The organism is Paenibacillus sp. FSL F4-0097 (assembly GCF_038593125.1).
Taxonomy (GTDB): Bacteria; Bacillota; Bacilli; order Paenibacillales; family Paenibacillaceae; genus Paenibacillus_AQ; species Paenibacillus_AQ odorifer.
The window spans coordinates 6,012,778-6,030,742 of sequence record NZ_CP151965.1 but is presented as its reverse complement, the minus strand read 5'-3'; the positions used below and the strand labels follow the sequence as shown (position 1 = coordinate 6,030,742).

The 17,965-nt window shown below is 45.1% G+C and carries 14 protein-coding genes and 16 tRNA genes; 25 read left to right on the top strand and 5 right to left on the bottom strand.

What is annotated here, in order from left to right; all coding sequences use genetic code 11:
- The first annotated feature begins 30 nt into the window (after positions 1-30).
- From MHH86_RS27080 to MHH86_RS27005, 16 genes are all read left to right on the top strand, one after another.
- Positions 31-106: transfer RNA gene (locus tag MHH86_RS27080), tRNA-Asn, on the top strand.
- 3 nt (positions 107-109) lie between these two features.
- Positions 110-202 (top strand) — tRNA-Ser (locus MHH86_RS27075).
- Between the two features lie 18 nt (positions 203-220).
- A tRNA-Glu gene (locus tag MHH86_RS27070) sits at positions 221-295 on the top strand.
- Positions 296-350: 55 nt separating this feature from the next.
- Positions 351-426: transfer RNA gene (locus MHH86_RS27065), tRNA-Val, on the top strand.
- Between the two features lie 17 nt (positions 427-443).
- Positions 444-520 (top strand) — tRNA-Met (locus tag MHH86_RS27060).
- A 25-nt stretch (positions 521-545) separates the two neighbouring features.
- Positions 546-623, top strand: a tRNA-Asp gene (locus MHH86_RS27055).
- Between the two features lie 10 nt (positions 624-633).
- Positions 634-709, top strand: a tRNA-Phe gene (locus tag MHH86_RS27050).
- A 28-nt stretch (positions 710-737) separates the two neighbouring features.
- Positions 738-813: transfer RNA gene (locus MHH86_RS27045), tRNA-Thr, on the top strand.
- 5 nt (positions 814-818) lie between these two features.
- Positions 819-904 (top strand) — tRNA-Tyr (locus MHH86_RS27040).
- 6 nt (positions 905-910) lie between these two features.
- Positions 911-984, top strand: a tRNA-Trp gene (locus tag MHH86_RS27035).
- 23 nt (positions 985-1,007) lie between these two features.
- Positions 1,008-1,083: transfer RNA gene (locus MHH86_RS27030), tRNA-His, on the top strand.
- 43 nt (positions 1,084-1,126) lie between these two features.
- Positions 1,127-1,202 (top strand) — tRNA-His (locus MHH86_RS27025).
- A gap of 19 nt (positions 1,203-1,221) precedes the next feature.
- Positions 1,222-1,296 (top strand) — tRNA-Gln (locus MHH86_RS27020).
- A 6-nt stretch (positions 1,297-1,302) separates the two neighbouring features.
- Positions 1,303-1,377, top strand: a tRNA-Gly gene (locus MHH86_RS27015).
- A gap of 10 nt (positions 1,378-1,387) precedes the next feature.
- A tRNA-Cys gene (locus tag MHH86_RS27010) sits at positions 1,388-1,461 on the top strand.
- Between the two features lie 14 nt (positions 1,462-1,475).
- Positions 1,476-1,554 (top strand) — tRNA-Leu (locus MHH86_RS27005).
- Positions 1,555-1,691: 137 nt separating this feature from the next.
- On the opposite strand, the gene MHH86_RS27000 is transcribed toward MHH86_RS27005, so the two are convergent.
- Entirely contained in the window at positions 1,692-2,447 is a 756-nt protein-coding gene (locus MHH86_RS27000; RefSeq protein WP_038573295.1) for an AraC family transcriptional regulator, read from the bottom strand.
- Between the two features lie 329 nt (positions 2,448-2,776).
- Here MHH86_RS27000 and MHH86_RS26995 point away from each other — a divergent pair, with 329 nt between their 5' ends.
- The 9 genes from MHH86_RS26995 (at position 2,777) to MHH86_RS26955 (ending at position 12,743) form a co-directional block, all read left to right on the top strand.
- The gene (locus MHH86_RS26995) at positions 2,777-3,916 is read left to right on the top strand and encodes a BMP family ABC transporter substrate-binding protein (RefSeq protein ID WP_036685574.1); all 1,140 of its coding nucleotides are present in this window, start codon (positions 2,777-2,779) and stop codon (positions 3,914-3,916) included.
- Between the two features lie 117 nt (positions 3,917-4,033).
- On the top strand, positions 4,034-5,596 hold the full coding sequence (locus tag MHH86_RS26990; protein ID WP_076144595.1) for an ABC transporter ATP-binding protein: 1,563 nt from the start codon (positions 4,034-4,036) through the stop codon (positions 5,594-5,596).
- On the top strand, positions 5,589-6,635 hold the full coding sequence (locus MHH86_RS26985) for an ABC transporter permease (RefSeq protein ID WP_036685569.1): 1,047 nt from the start codon (positions 5,589-5,591) through the stop codon (positions 6,633-6,635). The genes MHH86_RS26990 and MHH86_RS26985 overlap by 8 nt, the downstream gene beginning before the upstream one ends.
- Positions 6,632-7,570, top strand: a complete 939-nt coding sequence (locus MHH86_RS26980) for an ABC transporter permease (protein ID WP_036685567.1) — start codon at positions 6,632-6,634, stop codon at positions 7,568-7,570. Before MHH86_RS26985 ends, MHH86_RS26980 begins: the two co-directional genes overlap by 4 nt.
- A 40-nt stretch (positions 7,571-7,610) precedes the next feature.
- On the top strand, positions 7,611-8,567 hold the full coding sequence (locus MHH86_RS26975; RefSeq protein ID WP_036685565.1) for a nucleoside hydrolase: 957 nt from the start codon (positions 7,611-7,613) through the stop codon (positions 8,565-8,567).
- Between the two features lie 3 nt (positions 8,568-8,570).
- Positions 8,571-9,968 carry an ADP-ribosylglycohydrolase family protein gene (locus tag MHH86_RS26970; RefSeq protein WP_036685562.1) on the top strand — a complete coding sequence of 466 codons (1,398 nt, stop codon included), beginning with the start codon at positions 8,571-8,573 and terminating at the stop codon, positions 9,966-9,968.
- Between the two features lie 485 nt (positions 9,969-10,453).
- Positions 10,454-11,215 carry an ATP-binding cassette domain-containing protein gene (locus MHH86_RS26965; RefSeq protein WP_081383537.1) on the top strand — a complete coding sequence of 254 codons (762 nt, stop codon included), beginning with the start codon at positions 10,454-10,456 and terminating at the stop codon, positions 11,213-11,215.
- Complete coding sequence (locus tag MHH86_RS26960) at positions 11,208-11,870, top strand: methionine ABC transporter permease (protein ID WP_036685560.1); 663 nt, start codon at positions 11,208-11,210, stop codon at positions 11,868-11,870. The genes MHH86_RS26965 and MHH86_RS26960 overlap by 8 nt, the downstream gene beginning before the upstream one ends.
- 42 nt (positions 11,871-11,912) lie before the next feature.
- Positions 11,913-12,743: a MetQ/NlpA family ABC transporter substrate-binding protein gene (locus MHH86_RS26955; protein WP_036685556.1), complete on the top strand. Its 831-nt coding sequence runs from the start codon at positions 11,913-11,915 to the stop codon at positions 12,741-12,743.
- An 89-nt stretch (positions 12,744-12,832) separates the two neighbouring features.
- Here the strand turns inward: MHH86_RS26955 and MHH86_RS26950 are convergent, their stop codons facing one another.
- From MHH86_RS26950 to MHH86_RS26935, 4 genes are all read right to left on the bottom strand, one after another.
- The gene (locus tag MHH86_RS26950) at positions 12,833-15,367 is read right to left on the bottom strand and encodes an FtsX-like permease family protein (RefSeq protein ID WP_036685553.1); all 2,535 of its coding nucleotides are present in this window, start codon (positions 15,365-15,367) and stop codon (positions 12,833-12,835) included.
- Positions 15,364-16,062, bottom strand: coding sequence for an ABC transporter ATP-binding protein (locus MHH86_RS26945; protein ID WP_036685550.1), 699 nt, complete (start codon positions 16,060-16,062; stop codon positions 15,364-15,366). Before MHH86_RS26945 ends, MHH86_RS26950 begins: the two co-directional genes overlap by 4 nt.
- A gap of 102 nt (positions 16,063-16,164) precedes the next feature.
- Entirely contained in the window at positions 16,165-17,202 is a 1,038-nt protein-coding gene (locus MHH86_RS26940; RefSeq protein WP_051491395.1) for a HAMP domain-containing sensor histidine kinase, read from the bottom strand.
- Positions 17,199-17,882, bottom strand: a complete 684-nt coding sequence (locus MHH86_RS26935; protein WP_036685547.1) for a response regulator transcription factor — start codon at positions 17,880-17,882, stop codon at positions 17,199-17,201. The genes MHH86_RS26940 and MHH86_RS26935 overlap by 4 nt, the downstream gene beginning before the upstream one ends.
- Between the last annotated feature and the right edge of the window lie 83 nt (positions 17,883-17,965).

The window sequence follows — 17,965 nt, the reverse complement described above, 5'->3', positions numbered from 1 at the left end:
TTTTCAGGCGATTAAGCCTGGTATGAATATTCCCTGATAGCTCAGTTGGTAGAGCACTCGACTGTTAATCGAGTTGTCACAGGTTCGAGTCCTGTTCGGGGAGCCATATGGAGAGGTGTCCGAGTTTGGCCGAAGGAGCACGATTGGAAATCGTGTAGGCGCCACAAGCGTCTCGAGGGTTCGAATCCCTCTCTCTCCGCCACAAATTTTTAATTAGTATGGCCCGTTGGTCAAGGGGTTAAGACACCTCCCTTTCACGGAGGTAACATGGGTTCGAATCCCATACGGGTCACCAAATTTTCACTTGATTTATCCTAGTGGACTTTGGTACAATAACAATTGTTGTTTATGGAGGCTTAGCTCAGCTGGGAGAGCATCTGCCTTACAAGCAGAGGGTCGGGGGTTCGATCCCCTCAGCCTCCACCATAACATATTTTTACTGACGCGGGGTGGAGCAGCCCGGTAGCTCGTCGGGCTCATAACCCGAAGGCCGCAGGTTCAAATCCTGCCCCCGCAACCAATTAACTTAAGCAATTATATCTTTTGGAACCGTGGTGTAGTTGGCCTAACATGCCTGCCTGTCACGCAGGAGATCGCGGGTTCGAATCCCGTCGGTTCCGCCATTTTCATCATGGCTCGGTAGCTCAGTCGGTAGAGCAGAGGACTGAAAATCCTCGTGTCGGCGGTTCGATTCCGTCCCGAGCCACCATTTATCATCACAAAAGAATGAGTGCCATGCCGGTGTAGCTCAATTGGTAGAGCAACTGACTTGTAATCAGTAGGTTGGGGGTTCAAGTCCTCTCGCCGGCACCATCCTTGGAGGATTAGCGAAGTGGCCAAACGCATCAGACTGTAAATCTGCTCACGTAAGTGTTCGGTGGTTCGAATCCATCATCCTCCACCAGTTTTTAGGGGCATAGTTTAAAGGTAGAACAACGGTCTCCAAAACCGTTGGTGTGGGTTCAATTCCTGCTGCCCCTGCCAAGTTCTTTCTAAAGTTTAATATGGCGGCCGTGGCGAAGGGGTTAACGCACCGGATTGTGGTTCCGGCATTCGTGGGTTCGAGACCCATCGGCCGCCCCATTTTCTTTAAAATGAATAATGGCAACAATATCAACTTAATATGGCGACTGTGGCGAAGGGGTTAACGCACCGGATTGTGGTTCCGGCATTCGTGGGTTCGAGACCCATCAGTCGCCCCATTTTACTTTAAAATGTTATTGGGGATTAGCCAAGCGGTAAGGCAACGGACTTTGACTCCGTCACTCATAGGTTCGAATCCTATATCCCCAGCCATTTTATGCGGACGTGGCTCAGCGGTAGAGCATCGCCTTGCCAAGGCGAGGGTCGCGGGTTCGATTCCCGTCGTCCGCTCCAAAATTTACATGGCGCCATAGCCAAGTGGTAAGGCAAAGCTCTGCAAAAGCTTTATCCCCAGTTCAAATCTGGGTGGCGCCTCCATTTAGTTCATATGTGCCGGCGTGGCGGAATGGCAGACGCGCTCGACTCAAAATCGAGTGGGAAACCGTGGAGGTTCGAGTCCTCTCGCCGGTATCTTAAAAAGGTTAGTAAGAATGCTTTTATAAGCAATCTTACTAACCTTTTTTCTTTATGTTCTTAGTTTTACAGGATTAAGCCGTTGAATAGAGGAGTTTCTCTATTTCAACGGCTTTTTTTAATCTGATTAGTGATTAACCTGATTGATTATTAATGCGGAATGCTCGCGGGGTATGACCTATTTCTCGTTTAAACATATTGCAGAATTGGGCATCGTTCACAAAACCTGCAGCAGCAGATACTTCAGAGATTTGCATCTGAGTATGACGTAATAGAGATTTTGCATAATCCAGGCGTTTTAACAGCAAATACCGCAGGGGTGAAGACCCGAAACGTTCTTTAAATAGATGGCGAAAACGATCGTAGCTATATCCGGACATTTCTGATAGTGTTTCGACGGACAATTTATGGCGATAATGCTCATTCATATAATTAAGGACATATTGTACTCGATCTTCTGATGGGGATTGATATCCAGAGGCACTAAGAAGCCTCATAAGATGGACGGTAATCTCGCTCATTTGTAGGTTTAGAAGCTCAGAGAATCCGTCTTGCTTGCGTGTAAACTCTGCTTTCATTCGCAGCAGGATTTGAAGAACGGTCTGATCTTTATCATCTTCATATACGCCGAGCAGATTACTCATATTAGGGTGTTCCGAGTGGAAGCCTACAAATAATACATTTGCATCCTCACGGTGGTGCTCGTCATGTTTATGATTGGGTGGCACAAGCGCGAAAGAAGAGGAGCGAAAATGGTAACTTCGTGGGCCAACATTGGTTGTCCCTACCCCCTGTAAATAATAGACCAGTTCGTAGCATTCATGCTGGTGTGGAGGGATATAAGTATTTAGCTCATGTGTGGCACTTACAATATATAGAACACGATCCATGATGATCCTCCAATACTTATGTTTTAGCCGAATCGTACAAAACTATGACCGAAATCATATAATTATTTTTAATAATATTTGTTATGATCGTATCAATAAATCCGAAAGTTCGCAACCTGACTGGCCATCTCGTTCGGAAATAAAGCGGATTATTAATAATAATGGTATTTTTATTGCTATTTTTGAGCCTAAACGTTAAATTTATTACTTTTAATGATACTTTATTTGGAAAAAAGAGAATTTCCATTTGAACCGTGAATTATACAATGGGTGAAGATGGGGATTCTGCCGGATTACTAACCAACTAAAATTAGGGGTGGAATAGAGTAATGAATAAAAAAGTTCTTTCTTTGTTGTTATTAATGGTGATGGTTCTGGTCACAGCATGTGGGAATAACACGTCCAATAACGGTTCTTCTGCGAATACTGGATCAAACGCTGCTGAGGGTGGAGAAACAGGTTCAGGGGATAAACTCAAGGTTGTATTGCTGATTCCGGGGACACTTGGGGATAAATCATTTTTTGATTCCGCTAATAACGGCTTGCAAAAGGTTAAGGATGAACTAGGTGCAGTAACAAAGGTTGTTGAAATGGGCGTTGATAAAACGAAATGGGAGCCAACATTTAACGATATCGCTTCCGAGGATTGGGATGTAATTATTTCTGGCGGTTCTGAAATTACTGAGATGTTTAATGCAACGGCAGAATTGTATCCAGACAAAAAATTCATTAATTATGATACCGACATCGATGAAGCACCAGATAACATGTACAACATGTCTTATGCGACAAATGAAGTATCTTTCTTGGCAGGTGCCGTAGCAGCATTAGCTACACAATCGGATATGCCGAATGCTACCCCTGAGAATGTGATTGGGTTTGTGGGCGGTATGGATATTCCGGGGATTAATGCTTTCTTGGTCGGTTACATTCAAGGTGCTCAGTATGTTGATCCTGATGTAAAAGTGGCTGTGTCGTACGCTGGTGATTTTGTTAACCCGGCAAAAGGTAAGGAGCTGTCTCTAATTCAATATAACTCCGGCGTGGATGTTATTTTTAACGTGGCTGGGGGTACAGGTCTTGGGATCTTTGACGCAGCTAAAGAAAAGAAAAAATATGCAATCGGTGTAGACTCCGATCAGGCAATGTTGATTAACGATACGGATAGTGAAAAAGCAAATCTAATCGTTACTTCATCTATTAAAAAGATTGATACGGCTATTCTAGGTGCAGTGAAGAGATTGCAAGAGGGAACGCTAGAAATGGGCAAACGTGATGTGTTGAGCTTTGTAGATGATGGTGTAGGTATTGCTGAGAATGATATTTATAAAAATGTATTCCCGGCTGATCTTCAGGCCAAGGTTGAAGAAGTGAAGCAAAAGCTGATCAATAAAGAAATTAAAGTGGATAATGCGATGGGGATGGAAACCGCAGAGGTAGAAGCTATTCGTAACGCAGTTAAGCCTTAAGCTTTAAATCTTAAGATCAGCTCTATAGAGTTAAACCTACAGTTGGAGATTCTTCTAGTCAGGGGAATTCCAGCTGTATATTTTTGCAGACCTCCAAGTTGAAAGGCGTTGAGACCTATGTACAAAGCTCTGCTGGAAATGCGGGGAATTACCAAGGTATATCCCAATGGCGTCGTTGCAAATAAAGACGTGCATTTTTCTTTACGTGAGGGAGAAATACATGCGATTGCAGGTGAGAACGGTGCTGGTAAATCGACTTTAATGAAGATTATGTTCGGCATGGAAGAGCCAAGTGAAGGCGAGATCTATATCAAGGGTGAAAAAGTAAAGCTGCAATCCGCTCAGGACGCCATTGATAGAGGCATCGGCATGGTCCATCAGCATTTCATGTTGGTACCTTCTTTTACGGTGGCAGAGAATATGGTGCTGGGTATGGAGCCGCGCAGAGGAGTTGGCATTAATTATGCCGAGGCTGTGCGCATGACGGAAGAGACCGCAAGGAAATACAATCTGGCCGTGGATCCTAAAGCAAAAGTAGAGGATCTTACAGTTGGGATGAAGCAAAAGGTTGAGATTCTTAAGGCGCTGCTGCGTGGTGCGAAAATTCTGGTGCTTGATGAGCCGACTGCGGTGTTGACTCCACAGGAAACAGAGGAATTGTTCCGCGAGCTTAAGCAATTAAGGGAACAGGGTCATACGATAGTTTTTATTTCGCACAAATTAAAGGAAGTCAAAGCGATTTGCGACAGAATTACGATTATGCGCAGCGGCCGTAGTGAAGGTGTTTTTCAAACACAGGATGTGACAGAACAGGAAATCTCGCGACTAATGGTCGGCAGAGACGTCGTGCTGAAATATGACAAAGAGATTCTGGCTGTTAGTGAGCCAGTACTAACGGTGCAGGGACTCAGTGTGAATGATGCAGATGGCAAAGCATTATTGTCGGATATCAATTTTGCGGTACGTGGTGGGCAGATCGTTGGGATTGCTGGTGTAGAAGGCAACGGGCAGACACAGCTCATTGAAGCTCTTACAGGTAGCTTGAAAGGTGTCTCAAGTCAGGGCTCTGTACTAGTGAAGGGAAAGGATATCCGTGAATCGGATATTTTGGATATTCGTAAGCTAGGCGTTTCCTATATACCGGAGGATCGGATGCGGCAAGGGATCGCTAGTGAGGCAAGTATAGCTGATAATCTGCTATCTACTCAGTATCGTACAAAAGCAATGAATAAAGGTCTTTTTTTGAATGGCTCACGAATTGCCAAGCTAGCAGTATCCCTTGTAGAGGAATTTAAAGTCCGCTGTTCAGGACCTTCTCAGCCCATAGGAATGTTGTCAGGTGGTAACATGCAGAAGGTAGTCGTAGCTAGAGAGTGTTCGACTGAACCGCAGCTGCTTATTGCAGAACAGCCGACACGGGGTGTGGATATAGGCGCAGCCCAGTTCATACATCAAAAGTTGTTGGAATTACGTTCAGACGATTGCGCGATTTTGCTAGTGTCGGCAGATTTGAATGAGATCTTGGAGATCAGCGATAGTCTGTTAGTAATGTACGAGGGTAAGATTGTTGCCTTTTTCGAGGAGCCATCTAAGGTTAGTGAGGAAGAATTAGGTCTTTATATGCTGGGGATTCATCGACAGGACGAGGAGCACATCGGGAGGGCCGTAAATCATGTTTAAAGTTAAATATTTTGAGTACATTCGAACATCGGCGGTAATCGTTATTGCACTCGCTATTGCCTTTCTGATCATCTCTTTGGTCAGTAATCAGCCTGTGAAGACGATTGGTATATTCCTATTAGAGCCGTTATCCAGTAAAGGTCATATTGGTAATGTGATTGAGATGGCGATTCCGCTCATGTTCACTGGGTTGGCAGTATCCTTGTTGTTTCGAGCCAATATGTTCAACCTGGGAGCTGAGGGGATTTTTTATTTCTCCGGTGTTGTAACTTCCGTATTGGCTATTCATTTAACGTTGGACGGCTGGCTGCATCCGATGGTAGCTATTGCTGCAGGTTCAATTGTAGGAGCCTTGCTCTCGGCAATACCTGGTATTCTGAAGGCAAAATGGAATGCTAATGAGTTGGTTACATCCTTAATGTTCAATAATATTTTGTTCGGAGTAGGGTTATACCTACTGAACTATCATCTACGTGATGCTAAAGCTTTTGCCAATGTATCCTACAAATTCGAGAAAACGGCACTGCTGAGTAAAATGGTCTCCGGCACCCGTATTCATACCGGTCTTATTATCGTTATCGTGCTTATTATTGCAGCTCATCTATTCCTATACAAAACGAAATGGGGATATGAGCTGCGCATGACAGGCATCAACCGGGACTTTGCCCGTTATTCCGGTATGAAGACAGCCAAGGTTATTATTCTCGTTCACTTGATTGCAGGTTTTATCGCAGGTATGGGGGGTTCCGTAGAAGTGCTGGGGATGTATAACCGTTTCCAATGGACGTCACTGCCTGGTTATGGTTTGGATGGTGCCCTTGTAGCGATGTTAGCCAAAAATAATCCGCTGTCCGTAATCGGCTCTGCATTGTTCCTAGCGTACATTCGAATTGGGGCTGACATGATGGCGCGTCTGTCTGATGTACCTTCAGAGATGATCTCAATTATACAGGCAATTATCATTCTTCTGATTTCGGCTGAGCAATTTCTGAAGTTCTGGAAAAATCGGATGCTCTTGAAGGAGGCGAAGGAAGCGTGAATAGTTTGTTTGATGTAATTTTTACAACTGACTTTGCGTTCTCTGTCCTTCGCGTGACGACTCCGATTCTGTTCGCCGCGCTCGGCGCACTCATCTCCAACCGTGCAGGGATCATTAACATTGGGATGGAGGGCATCATGCTTGTTGCCGCTTTAGCGGGTGTCATCATAAGCAGCTATACGCATAGCGCGTGGGTAGGTCTGCTTGGGGCGGTGCTGTCTGGAACATTGATCGCTGGAATATTAGCTTTTTTCACCCTGAAATTCAAAACACATATCATTCTCGGGGGTGTGGCCATTAATATGTTCGCTTCGGGAGGAACTGTGTTTATCCTCTATCTGCTTAGTGGCGACAAGGGTTCTTCCACTTCTCTGGCGAGTAAAGTTTTGCCTAGTGTCCAGATTCCTTTGTTGAAGGATATCCCGGTGCTTGGACCTATTTTATCGGGGCATCACATTCTGACGTATGTTTCTATATTGGCTGTGTTTGTTGTCTACTATCTATTAAATCGTACACCGCTTGGACTGCGCATTCGTTCAGTGGGCGAAAATCCACATGCGGCTCAATCCGTGGGTGTAAGTGTTGTGAAAATACAGTATATGGCTTTGCTGCTTAGCGGATTTTTTGCCGGTTTAGGCGGTGCTTATATGTCGATGGGGTATTTGTCACTGTTTACCCGCGATATGATCGCTGGCCGAGGCTGGATTGCCATTGCCGCTGAGTCGATGGGAAGAAGTACGACCGTAGGCACGGCGCTGACCTCTTTATTATTTGGTACTGCAGATGCATTGTCGAATGCTCTACAGGTGTTGAAGATTCCTGCGGAGCTAATCGCTACTCTTCCTTATGTAGCCACAGTAATTGGACTTGTGATCTACGCAGTATCTGAGACACGAAAAAAGAATAAAAAACTTAAAAGCCCGCTAGTTAAATAGCGATTGAAATGATTGATACACAGACAAGGAGTGAGTAACTATGCCAACACCTATTATTATTGACTGCGATCCAGGGCATGATGACGCAATAGCGATACTGCTTGCCATAGCAAATTCGGAGAAGTTAGATCTGCGCGGGATTACAACGGTTGGTGGAAACCAAATTTTAGATAAAATCACGGAAAACGCCCTGAAGGTGATCAGCTTCGTGAATGCTGACATTCCTGTAGCTAAAGGGGCTGCTGGCCCACTGTTCGGCAAGCTTGTTACAGGTGAGGAAGCGCATGGTGAATCGGGCATGGATGGGCCGCTTTTGCCCCCAAGTAAATTCCGCCCTGTAGAGCAGGGTGCTGTGGAGTTTATGCTGAATATCATCCGTTCTTCAGAGGAGAAGATTACGCTCGTGCCGATGGCTCCTTTAACAAATATCGCACTGCTAATCACGGCTTATCCAGAGATTAAAGACAGAATTGAAAAAATCTCACTGATGGGCGGAGGTATCTCTTATGGGAATGTCACCTCTACTGCGGAGTTTAATATCTATGTAGATCCTGAAGCAGCCCGTATTGTGTTTGAGTCGGGGATTCCGATCACAATGAGTGGTCTGGATGTGACCGATAAGGCTGCTATTTTTGAAGATGAGATCCTAGCATTGAAAGAGCGGGGACCAGTGTCTACAATGGTCGGAGAATTGCTGGATTTCTATTCGATTTACGGTAAAAAAATGGGCTATGTCGGCAGTGCGCTGCATGATCCATGTGCTGTTGCCTGGCTGCTGCATCCGGAACTATTTGAATTTGAGCATCTATATGTAACGGTGGAGACAGAAGGCAAGCTGACGCGGGGAATGACAGTTGCAGACAGACGGAAGAAGACGGATCGTCCAGCGAATGTGCAAGTATTGGTGGGAGTTGACCGGGAAGCATTTATGAGGCTGATCTTTGATTCACTGGAAAAGCTTGATCAAGAGCTGCTGCTAGCGGCTGAAGGGAAGTAGCCTATGGCAGGATGGGAGAGACTTCAAGAGACCGTGCAGTTTGAAATTGCTCAGCGTGGAGAAGAAGGTTGCGAGATTGATGGGTTCGCGGATAAGCTAGCGGCTGCTGGTGCCGATGAGCTCAAGCTGATGCAGGTATACAATGAGCTAATGGAGCTTACGATCAGTGAGGATTTTCCGTATCAAGAGCCATCCTCTCTGGAGGAGATTCGTCAACTACGTCCAGAAGGCCCACGTAAGCTTGAGGCGGACTGGAGCGAAGCGGAATGGAGAGATAAGTTCTATGGAGCCTGGCTCGGTAGAAGTGTCGGCTGCGCACTCGGGAAACCGCTGGAGTATTGGGACTATCTCTATGGGAAAGATGGCCGTCCGGGCTGGGAGAATATTGAGCTATGGTTTCAGGGTGCGGACGCCTGGCCAATTACTGGCTATACGCCTGGGCATTCACGGGCAGAGGCTGAATATGGTCTTGGCTTAAGCGAATGGACACATGCCAGTACCCGCGAGACGATCAAGTATATGGAAAGCGATGACGATATTCGTTACACTGTCCTGGGTCTTATGCTGCTGGAACAGAAAGGTCTGAACTGGGATTCTTGGGATATCGGAAAGCTGTGGCATACACATTTAACATATAGTCAGGTGTGCACGGCGGAGACACAGTCATATATGAATTTTGCGCAGGAGACCTCTCATCTGCATGGCGAGAAGCCTGCGGATTGGCTGGTGCGGCAGGAAAGAGTGCGGATGCACTTAAACCCTTACCGCGAGTGGATTGGTGCCGCTATACGCGCAGATGGACTGGCTTATGGTGCAGCAGGTTATCCTGAGCTTGCGGCAGAATTAGGCTGGCGTGATGCTTCATTTTCACATGTGAAAAATGGCATCTACGGTGAGATGTTTAATGCGGCGATGATATCGGCAGCTTTTGCAGAGAAGGATAATGAACGGATCCTAGAGATTGGCCTTAGTGAGATTCCGCGTACCAGTCGTCTTGCCAGTGATGTTTTGCGGGGGATAGATATTGCGCAGAAGGCCAAAAGCGAGCGGGACTTGGTTCGTAACATTTGGGATACTTTTAGCCACTATGATGCGGTCCATACAAATAATAATGCTGCTCTTGTAGCCGCGTCGCTTGTTTATGGCGGGAATGATTTTGAAAAAACAGTCGTCACTTCCGTATACGGTGGAATGGATACAGACTGTAACGGGGCAACTGTGGGCTCAATTATGGGAGCGAAGCTTGGAGCAAGTAAGTTGCCGGCTTCATGGATTGAACCGCTTCACGATACGTTATATGCGGATCTGCCCGGATTTCATCCGATTGCGATTTCGGAATGTGCGGAACGCAGCTACCAAGTGTTCTTGAAGATTCGCAGAGAGCTTGGCGAAAAGGCATAAAAGATTTAGCGAGTATGGGACTCGATAGATCAGGGATTCAGGGATTACTATATGAATTATGGGATGTCTTAAGCTATTGGCTTAGACATCCTTTTTTGCGTAACAGCAGGTCTTTAATCACACTCCAAGCAACCAAATGTAGCTTTAACTGCATTTCATACACTTAAAAAAACCAAATATGGCTATATTAACAGTGGAGCGTTTAGTGGTGGGGCAATAGGAGAATCATGATTTCAAGAGGGCAGGATTATCTTTGCTACCCTTTTTTATTTTATTAATAAATGTGTAAAAAGAGCCCGGTATAAAGGGTTTTTAGATTTTCATCAATCTTCCTGGTATATCATTTAAAGAAAAATGATGACACAGCAGAAGAAATGTCTTATTATTTAAGGAGATTTTTAATAAAACAGATTTTAGAAAATTGTAATACAATGTCTCACTTGATGGAGGTTCATTATATAAGGGAAAGGAAGGGGGAGCTTCTAATACTGTCGCTGAGTCGGGTAAGTAAAGGGTTCAAGCTGAAGGAAGGCATCTATCAGGCTGTGGATGAGGTATCGCTGGAGGTAAAGCAGGGATCCATTCACGGGATCATTGGTGAGAGTGGTGCGGGGAAATCTACGCTGCTGCGACTGATGAATCTTCTGGAACAGCCGGATCAGGGAACGGTTACTGTAGATGGCCACAACCTGACCGAAATGCCTAGTAAAGCACTGCGTAAAGCAAGGCAAAAGATTGGAATGATCTTTCAACAATTTAATCTTGTTTATAACGTCACAGTAGAGCGGAATGTTTCGATCCCGCTGGAGCTGGCAGATGTCCCAAAGCATGAACGAATGAAACGTGTGAAGGAGTGTCTGGATTTTGTTGGACTGGCAGATAAGGCAAAACAATATCCGGCACAGCTCAGCGGAGGACAACGTCAGCGTGTTGCGATTGCCCGCGCGCTAGTGAACAGTCCGGGAATATTGCTATGTGACGAGCCAACGTCCTCTCTGGACCCAGGAACCACTACTGATATCTTGAACGTGCTGAAGCATGTGAATTCAAGTCTTGGAGTAACGGTTGTGATTGTTACGCATGAGATGGATGTTGTCAAAAGCATATGTACTCATGTATCGGTGATGGAAAAAGGGCGCATTGTAGATTCATTCTCTCGTGAAGACGGTGAATTCCGTCCAGCAGCAGCCAGCACCGGGACATACCGCGATCAGATTCTTGGTAAAGCGGGGGAAGATCATGTTTGATAGTGTACTTCAATATCAGGCACAGATGTGGGATTCGATCGGTGAAACCTTTGTGATGGTTGGTATTTCTGTTGGAGCGGCAGTGCTGCTGGGGCTTCCACTGGGCACCTTGTTGTTTTTTTTCCGAAAAGGGCAGCTTTATGAGAATACAACGTTGTCTCTGGTGCTCAACAGTATCGTTAATATTATCCGCTCGTTTCCGTTCCTGCTGCTGGTCGTTGCGCTAATTCCAGTCACTCGTTTCCTGGTCGGGACCGCCATTGGGACGATTGCAGCAGCGGTTCCATTATCTATAATCGCTATTGCCTATTATGCTCGGTTAGTGGAGCAGTCGTTGCTGGAGGTTCCAAAAGGGGTCATTGAAGCAGCATTATCGATGGGAGCCTCGAAGCTGGGCTTGATCTTTAAATTTCTTTACGTGGAAGCTCGTTCGGGTCTAGTCCTTGGACTTACTACTTCTACAATTAGCTTTATCTCCTTCTCGACCGTGATGGGAGTTGTTGGTGGGGGAGGGGTTGGTGATTTCGCTATCCGTTATGGTTATCAGCGTTTTGAGACGGAAGTGATGATCTATGCCATTCTTGTGATGATTGTATTGGTCCAATTGGTTCAGTTCACCGGGGGGACTATCGCAAGGCTGTTGGATAAGCGTTAATACAAAATAGTTCAATATATAAACTGGGGGTTAGTAGTACTAATGAAAAAATCAATGATACTTGTGCTTACATTAATGGTATTGGTCGTAGCGGGTTGTGGCTCTAATAAAGCAGCCGAGAATAATGCTGCAAAAGGTAGTAATGATGAGTTAACCAAATTAAAGATCGCTACACTGATCCCACCTATGACAGAAATTCTGGATATTGTGAAGCCGCTCCTTAAGGAAGATGGCATTGATCTGGAGATCGTTGTTCTCTCTGACAATGTGCAGCCTAATGAGGCTTTAGCTAATAAAGAGGTAGACGCTAACTTTTTCCAACACGTTCCTTATATGAAGCAATATAATGAAAGCAAAGGCTCTAATCTGGTAGAGGTACAGCCTGTCTATGACGCTATTTATGGCGGATACTCCAAACGTTACAAGACTATAGCTGATCTTCCTGAAGGGGCTACGCTTGTAATGGCTAATGATCCATCTAACATCGGTCGTTCATTGCAAATGTTCGCTGCAGCTGATCTTATTAAGCTAAAAGAAGGCGTAGGCATTCAAGCCACACAAGCAGACATTACTGAGAATCCAAAAAAATTCAAGTTTGAAGAAGTCGATCTCCTAATGCTGGCCCGTATGCTTGATGATGGCGATTTAGTAGCCATGACTCCGGCTTATGCGAGCCCACTAGGATTGACACCGAAGAAAGATGCGCTGATTACGGAAGGCGAAGATTCCGAATTCACAATTACTTTGGTGGCACGTGAAGACAACAAGGATTCTGACGCCATTCAAAAGCTGGCTAAACGGATCAGCGGTCCTGAAGTGAAGAAGTTCCTTGAGGATAATTACGCGGATATTGCGTTGCCTGCGTTTAAATAAGCTGAATATGGATCTATAAAAAAAGGGCAGCCCGGCGATATTTACCGGGCTGCCCTTTTTGTAATAGGAGTATTTAGGTGTGTCTTACATTACTCGGCTTCTCTCAGCCGTTCCACTATGGATGCTTGGGATAACGTTTTATAGGCTCTCAGTGTCACTGTGTAAGCGAGAATTAACAAAATAGGAACGGTGAGGATAAACGGCAGCCAACTCATCTGAAATACCATAAAGGCCATATTTTCCGTGATGCTTTTGGAAAGGTTATAGGTCAGCAATACACCTAATGTTGAGGTTATGAGGACGGTTAGCAAAACGGTGTATAATCCTTCAAGGATCAGCATACGTTTTAGCTGCTTTTTGGTCATGCCAATACTCTCCAGCATGGCAAATTCATTGCGGCGTGAGACTACCCCGGTGAGTACAGTGTTGATATAATTCAGCACCCCGATTAGAGCAATGACCAGGCTAAGCCCATACCCCACGGTTTGAAAAATGCGAATGAATCCACCGAGCTCATCTTTATAATCCTCCCTGGATTTCAAGGATAATTCATTTGTCGAATCTGTTAGAGCCTTGGCTGCTTGTTCTACTAAATCCATTTTAGCTGGATCGACATGTAGTGTGGCTGAAACAATATTGGCTGGATCTGTACCTTGCGGCATTTCCATCTGCAGCTCCGAAGCAGGGAGGAAGACGTTGTACCCTAACAAAGAGAAAGATTTTGTTGTGGCAGCATATACTGCATCATTTTTTACTACTGCCATCACTTCATAAGATTTACCCGACTTCTCGAAAGTGACTGTATCTCCAGGATGATAATAGGCGCGGTAGCTATCTTCTTCTATAAACATGGCCTCAGCTATGACCGCATATTTTCCTGAAGCAAACTTCTGCCTGTTAAACTCCCCTTCAATAATATCCTTGTCCACAAGATCAAACCAGCCCGGATCTAATCCATATAAATTATTGTAGATCACCCCCCTCTTATCTAAAGTGGAGAGAAGATAGGGATGTGGATCAGCAGCTGCCATTGGCTCCAAAATAGCCCGGACAGCATCATCGATAGGAGATGGAACATATCTGTGGTAAACCTTATCAACACTTTCTACACCGTCAATTTTACTTAGATTGTTGGCGAAATCCTCTGAAAGCTTGTATGGATCACCGTCTCGAGGCCCTGTAATACTGACTAACACTTCATTCTGAACCAAAAAATCACCGGAGATAAAGGAAGCCAGATATTTGTTCACATCCAGTGAGGAAATTACTGTGAAAATGGTACTGAACAAGATGATACTCAAGGAGAGTGAAGAGAGCATCAGGATCAGCTTCTTTTTGCTTCTGAACAGGTTGGAGAACGCCATGTTGTGAAGTTTTGCGCCATGTTTTGATTTTTTGGCGTTCCGTTTTCCGCCGCTGCTGACTCCTGCAAATTTTACAGCCTCTACCGGCGAGGTTCGCGAAGCCATCCGGCCCGGTTTGCTTGCGGCGATCCATACGGTCATAAACGAGAATGCTGCTGCACCAATAAATATCCACGGGCTAGCAGAATAGACATTATCAGTAGAACCGATTAAAAATGAGGAGGTCATAGGGAGAATCAGCAGACCTAGCAGATATCCCAACCCCAATCCAAAAGGCAATGCGACTAGATAAAGTGAGCGGGCCTGAATGGAGATGATCTTTTTTAGTTGTCGGGGTGTGGTACCGATGGTCTTTAGCAGGCCATAAAATTTGACATCCCGCACGACGGAAATAAAAAAGATATTGTAGATTAGTAAATAGCCGCTCAGCATGGTGATAAGAATGACAACTGCATAAGGAATGATATTCATTAGATTATCGGAGAGAGACACACTTGTATAAGCCGGATTGACACCATAAGGTACATCCAGGCCGGTGTCCGTCAAAATCTTTTGTACCTTCTGTTCAATATTATAAGAATTGTTAAACATCACCCCTAGACCTGCGGTGTTTACATAAGAACCCGTTGCCTCAGAGATATCCGGGTCAATATGGGAAATGTTCTTCTGTGTAAATGCTTCGGATACAAAAGCTAATCCTGACATCGCCAAATTTTGATCGGTTTCGTAATACCCGGAGAGCTTAAAGTCTTGGCTTATGACTTTTTCACCAATGTCTATATCCAGCTTCACAGTCTGGCCTAACTCATGTTTTGCTCCAAGCAAGTCAAGCGCCCAAGTATTTAGGACGATTTCATTCTCTTGGGAGGGCAGTCCGCCAGCTATAAAGTTGATAAATCCGTGTTTGGCATAATTCTCGTCAATTCGAAGGACCTCTACCCGGTTATTCTTGAACAGACTGGTGCTTATATCGCCAACCTTAAGAAAAACGCCATACTCTTTGATGGATGGGTGATTCTTCAGCTTCTCCAACTCGGCAGGATTCAGATATTTGAAGCTTCCATGATAATCGCTGCCAGTAGTCTGCATTTGTGCGCGTTGCATCGATTTGTTAATACTGAGCGCCAAGGTAAACACGGTGGTGATCAAAAGCGTAGTCAGTACGATGGCACAGATGATAGTGAAATTGCGAGCACGGTTGGCTTTGAGGCTTTTTTTGGCTAAAGTAGCAATAGTCTTATGGTTATTCGTGCTGATCATGGCTGGCTCACTCCGGAGCTACGGGGTTGTCCAGTGAAAATGATGCCATCTTCAATACGGATAATACGGTCAGCAGTTTGAGCGATTTGTTCATTGTGTGTGATCATCACAATGGTTTGGTTGAATTTTTCGCTCATCTGTTTAAGTAAAATCAGCACTTCTTGGCTTGTTTTGCTGTCCAGATTACCTGTAGGTTCATCTGCTAAGATGATTGAAGGTTTGGTCGCCAATGCTCTGGCTATTGCCACCCGTTGCTGCTGTCCGCCAGACAGATTAGAAGGTAGAGTATTCATCTTTTCCTGCAAGCCTAAAGTGCGGATGATCAGATCAAGATAAGTTTCGTCAACTTTGCCACCGTCCAGTTCAATAGGCAGCACAATATTCTCCCGCACATTTAGTATGGGTACCAAATTATAGTTCTGAAAAACAAACCCAACCGATCTGCGCCGAAAAATGGTCAGCTTCTCATCACTCATCGCAAAAATATCATTCCCGTCCACGTAAACCTTGCCCTCTGTTGCCCGATCTAATCCGCCAAGCATATGAAGAAGGGTGCTTTTGCCGCTGCCGCTAGTGCCGACAATGGCGACAAACTCCCCTTTTTCCACTGACAGTGATATGCCGTCCAAAGCCTTAACGCTTGAGCCCACCTTTCCATAGTGTTTTTTTAAATTTTCAGTCTGTAGAATCGGCATAACTCTTCCCCTCCAATGAGATCTGTTTGTCCATAATTTAAGGGTAGCAAATCAATCTGACAGGAGAGTGTCTGAATTCTGACCATAATGACACATTCTATTTCAGCGCTGGGGCAGGTAAACAGAGAAAGTTGTACCTTTTCCAGTTTCAGAAATGACGTTGATATGGCCGCCTTGCGCCGTGATAATCTCTCTGGACAAAAACAACCCGATGCCGACCCCCTCGAATTCACGCGCTTGCTTCCCTCGGTAAAACCGCTTAAAGATGTGAGGGATTTCTTCGCTGGGGATTCCAAGCCCAGTATCGGTAAGGTGAATACAGGTGAACATCTCATTGCTTTCAGCAAGAACGGAGATTTGTCCGCTATGCGGCGTGTACTTCACAGCATTCTCGAGCAGGTTGAATAGCGCTTCACTTGTCCATTTGACATCGTGGCAGGCTAAGATGTGTGTCCCGCAGTCAATATTGATCGTAATTTGTTTGTTTTCCGCTTGTGCATAAATCTGGGATAAAGCCTGCATCAGAGTTTGTATGAGCGGTTTCGCCTCAATCTGCTGTAGGGAGATCATTCCTGTTTCCAAACGTGATAATTTGATTAGAGACTGGATCAGCCAATCCAACTTATCTGACTGCGCTTTAATATGCTGTATGTAGTGCCGGACATTCTCATTTAGTCCGGGCATCTCTTCCAGCAACTGACTGAATACCATGATATTAGAGAGGGGGGTCTTGGTTTGATGGGAGATATCCGAGATCAGCTCTTTTATTTTGTTTTTCTCTGTTTGAATATTTCGTTCATTCGCCTTAGCCATCCCTATATACCGCTTTAGTTTATGTTCCATCGAAGACAGAGCGGTTTCTTCATAGTTAGTGAGTGGCGGCTGGTCATGTATAGCCCGCTCAATCGCTGTATCCAAGGTCTGTATATAGATTGTGATCTGACGGTTCCATAACCAGACCCATACGGCTCCTGTCGCTAATATACAGATGATGAATAGAGAAGTCAGTTGGAGCAGAGTGGGGTCGAACCCGTACAGAAACATTATACTGCCGATAAAACAGGCCACTAGTATAAGGATGATCAGTAAAAAGAGCCTATGAATTTGCTTGAAATTAGCAGGTGGGCTATTGGTTTTCATGGTTTTTGCCCTTCAGTCCACATGTATCCAAGTCCGTAAATGGTCTTGATATATTTAGGCGCTGCCGGGTCATCCTCAAGTTTAGCACGCAGCCGTTTGATGGCTACTGTCAATGCGTTTTCATCCACAAATTCGGCATCCTTGCTCCAGATCTTGTCTATCAGCTGTTCTCGGGTCAAAATATTGCCCGTATTCGTCACCAGCAGCCGCAGCAGCTTTTGCTCAGTTTTGCTCAGCTGGAGCGATTGTTTGTTTTTGCTGTACTCCAGTTTCTCAAAATCGAGTTCTAACGGACCCAATGTTATTTTTCCAGTCCCTTGCGATTCCGTTCTTCTGAGTACTGCCATTACTCTGGCGCGAAGCACCATTAGGCTGAATGGTTTGGTGATATAGTCATCGCCCCCCAATGCAAAACCGGTGATAATGTCGGACTCCATATCATTGGCGGTGAGGAAAATAATGGGTACGCGTGAGGACTTGCGAAGTTGCTCGCAATAATCGAGCCCACTGCCGTCTGGCAGATTGATGTCCAGAATGATGAGATCAATAGGGTTAACTGCGAAGATATGCTCCGCCGCGGCAATATCGTAGGCTTGATGGATCACAACATTGTTTTGAGAAAGAGTGAGAGCGATCCCTTTATTTAAACTACGGTCGTCCTCAACGATCAGTATGTTCATAGTAATTCTCCTTTGTTTCTTATTTGATCATTATACATTCTCGGGATTTATTCGAAAGCGAGATTTTTATTTAGTAGACAGTT

What these genes read in the sequence shown, in the direction of transcription:
- MHH86_RS26955 (WP_036685556.1), top strand. Translation starts at nt 11,913, where the DNA reads ATGAAAAAATCAATGATACTTGTGCTTACATTAATGGTATTGGTCGTA.
- MHH86_RS26995 (WP_036685574.1), top strand. Translation starts at nt 2,777, where the DNA reads ATGAATAAAAAAGTTCTTTCTTTGTTGTTATTAATGGTGATGGTTCTG.
- MHH86_RS26935 (WP_036685547.1), bottom strand. Translation starts at nt 17,882, where the DNA reads ATGAACATACTGATCGTTGAGGACGACCGTAGTTTAAATAAAGGGATC.
- MHH86_RS26975 (WP_036685565.1), top strand. Translation starts at nt 7,611, where the DNA reads ATGCCAACACCTATTATTATTGACTGCGATCCAGGGCATGATGACGCA.
- MHH86_RS26985 (WP_036685569.1), top strand. Translation starts at nt 5,589, where the DNA reads ATGTTTAAAGTTAAATATTTTGAGTACATTCGAACATCGGCGGTAATC.
- MHH86_RS26940 (WP_051491395.1), bottom strand. Translation starts at nt 17,202, where the DNA reads ATGAAAACCAATAGCCCACCTGCTAATTTCAAGCAAATTCATAGGCTC.
- MHH86_RS26990 (WP_076144595.1), top strand. Translation starts at nt 4,034, where the DNA reads ATGTACAAAGCTCTGCTGGAAATGCGGGGAATTACCAAGGTATATCCC.
- MHH86_RS26960 (WP_036685560.1), top strand. Translation starts at nt 11,208, where the DNA reads ATGTTTGATAGTGTACTTCAATATCAGGCACAGATGTGGGATTCGATC.
- MHH86_RS26945 (WP_036685550.1), bottom strand. Translation starts at nt 16,062, where the DNA reads ATGCCGATTCTACAGACTGAAAATTTAAAAAAACACTATGGAAAGGTG.
- MHH86_RS26950 (WP_036685553.1), bottom strand. Translation starts at nt 15,367, where the DNA reads ATGATCAGCACGAATAACCATAAGACTATTGCTACTTTAGCCAAAAAA.
- MHH86_RS27000 (WP_038573295.1), bottom strand. Translation starts at nt 2,447, where the DNA reads ATGGATCGTGTTCTATATATTGTAAGTGCCACACATGAGCTAAATACT.
- MHH86_RS26970 (WP_036685562.1), top strand. Translation starts at nt 8,571, where the DNA reads ATGGCAGGATGGGAGAGACTTCAAGAGACCGTGCAGTTTGAAATTGCT.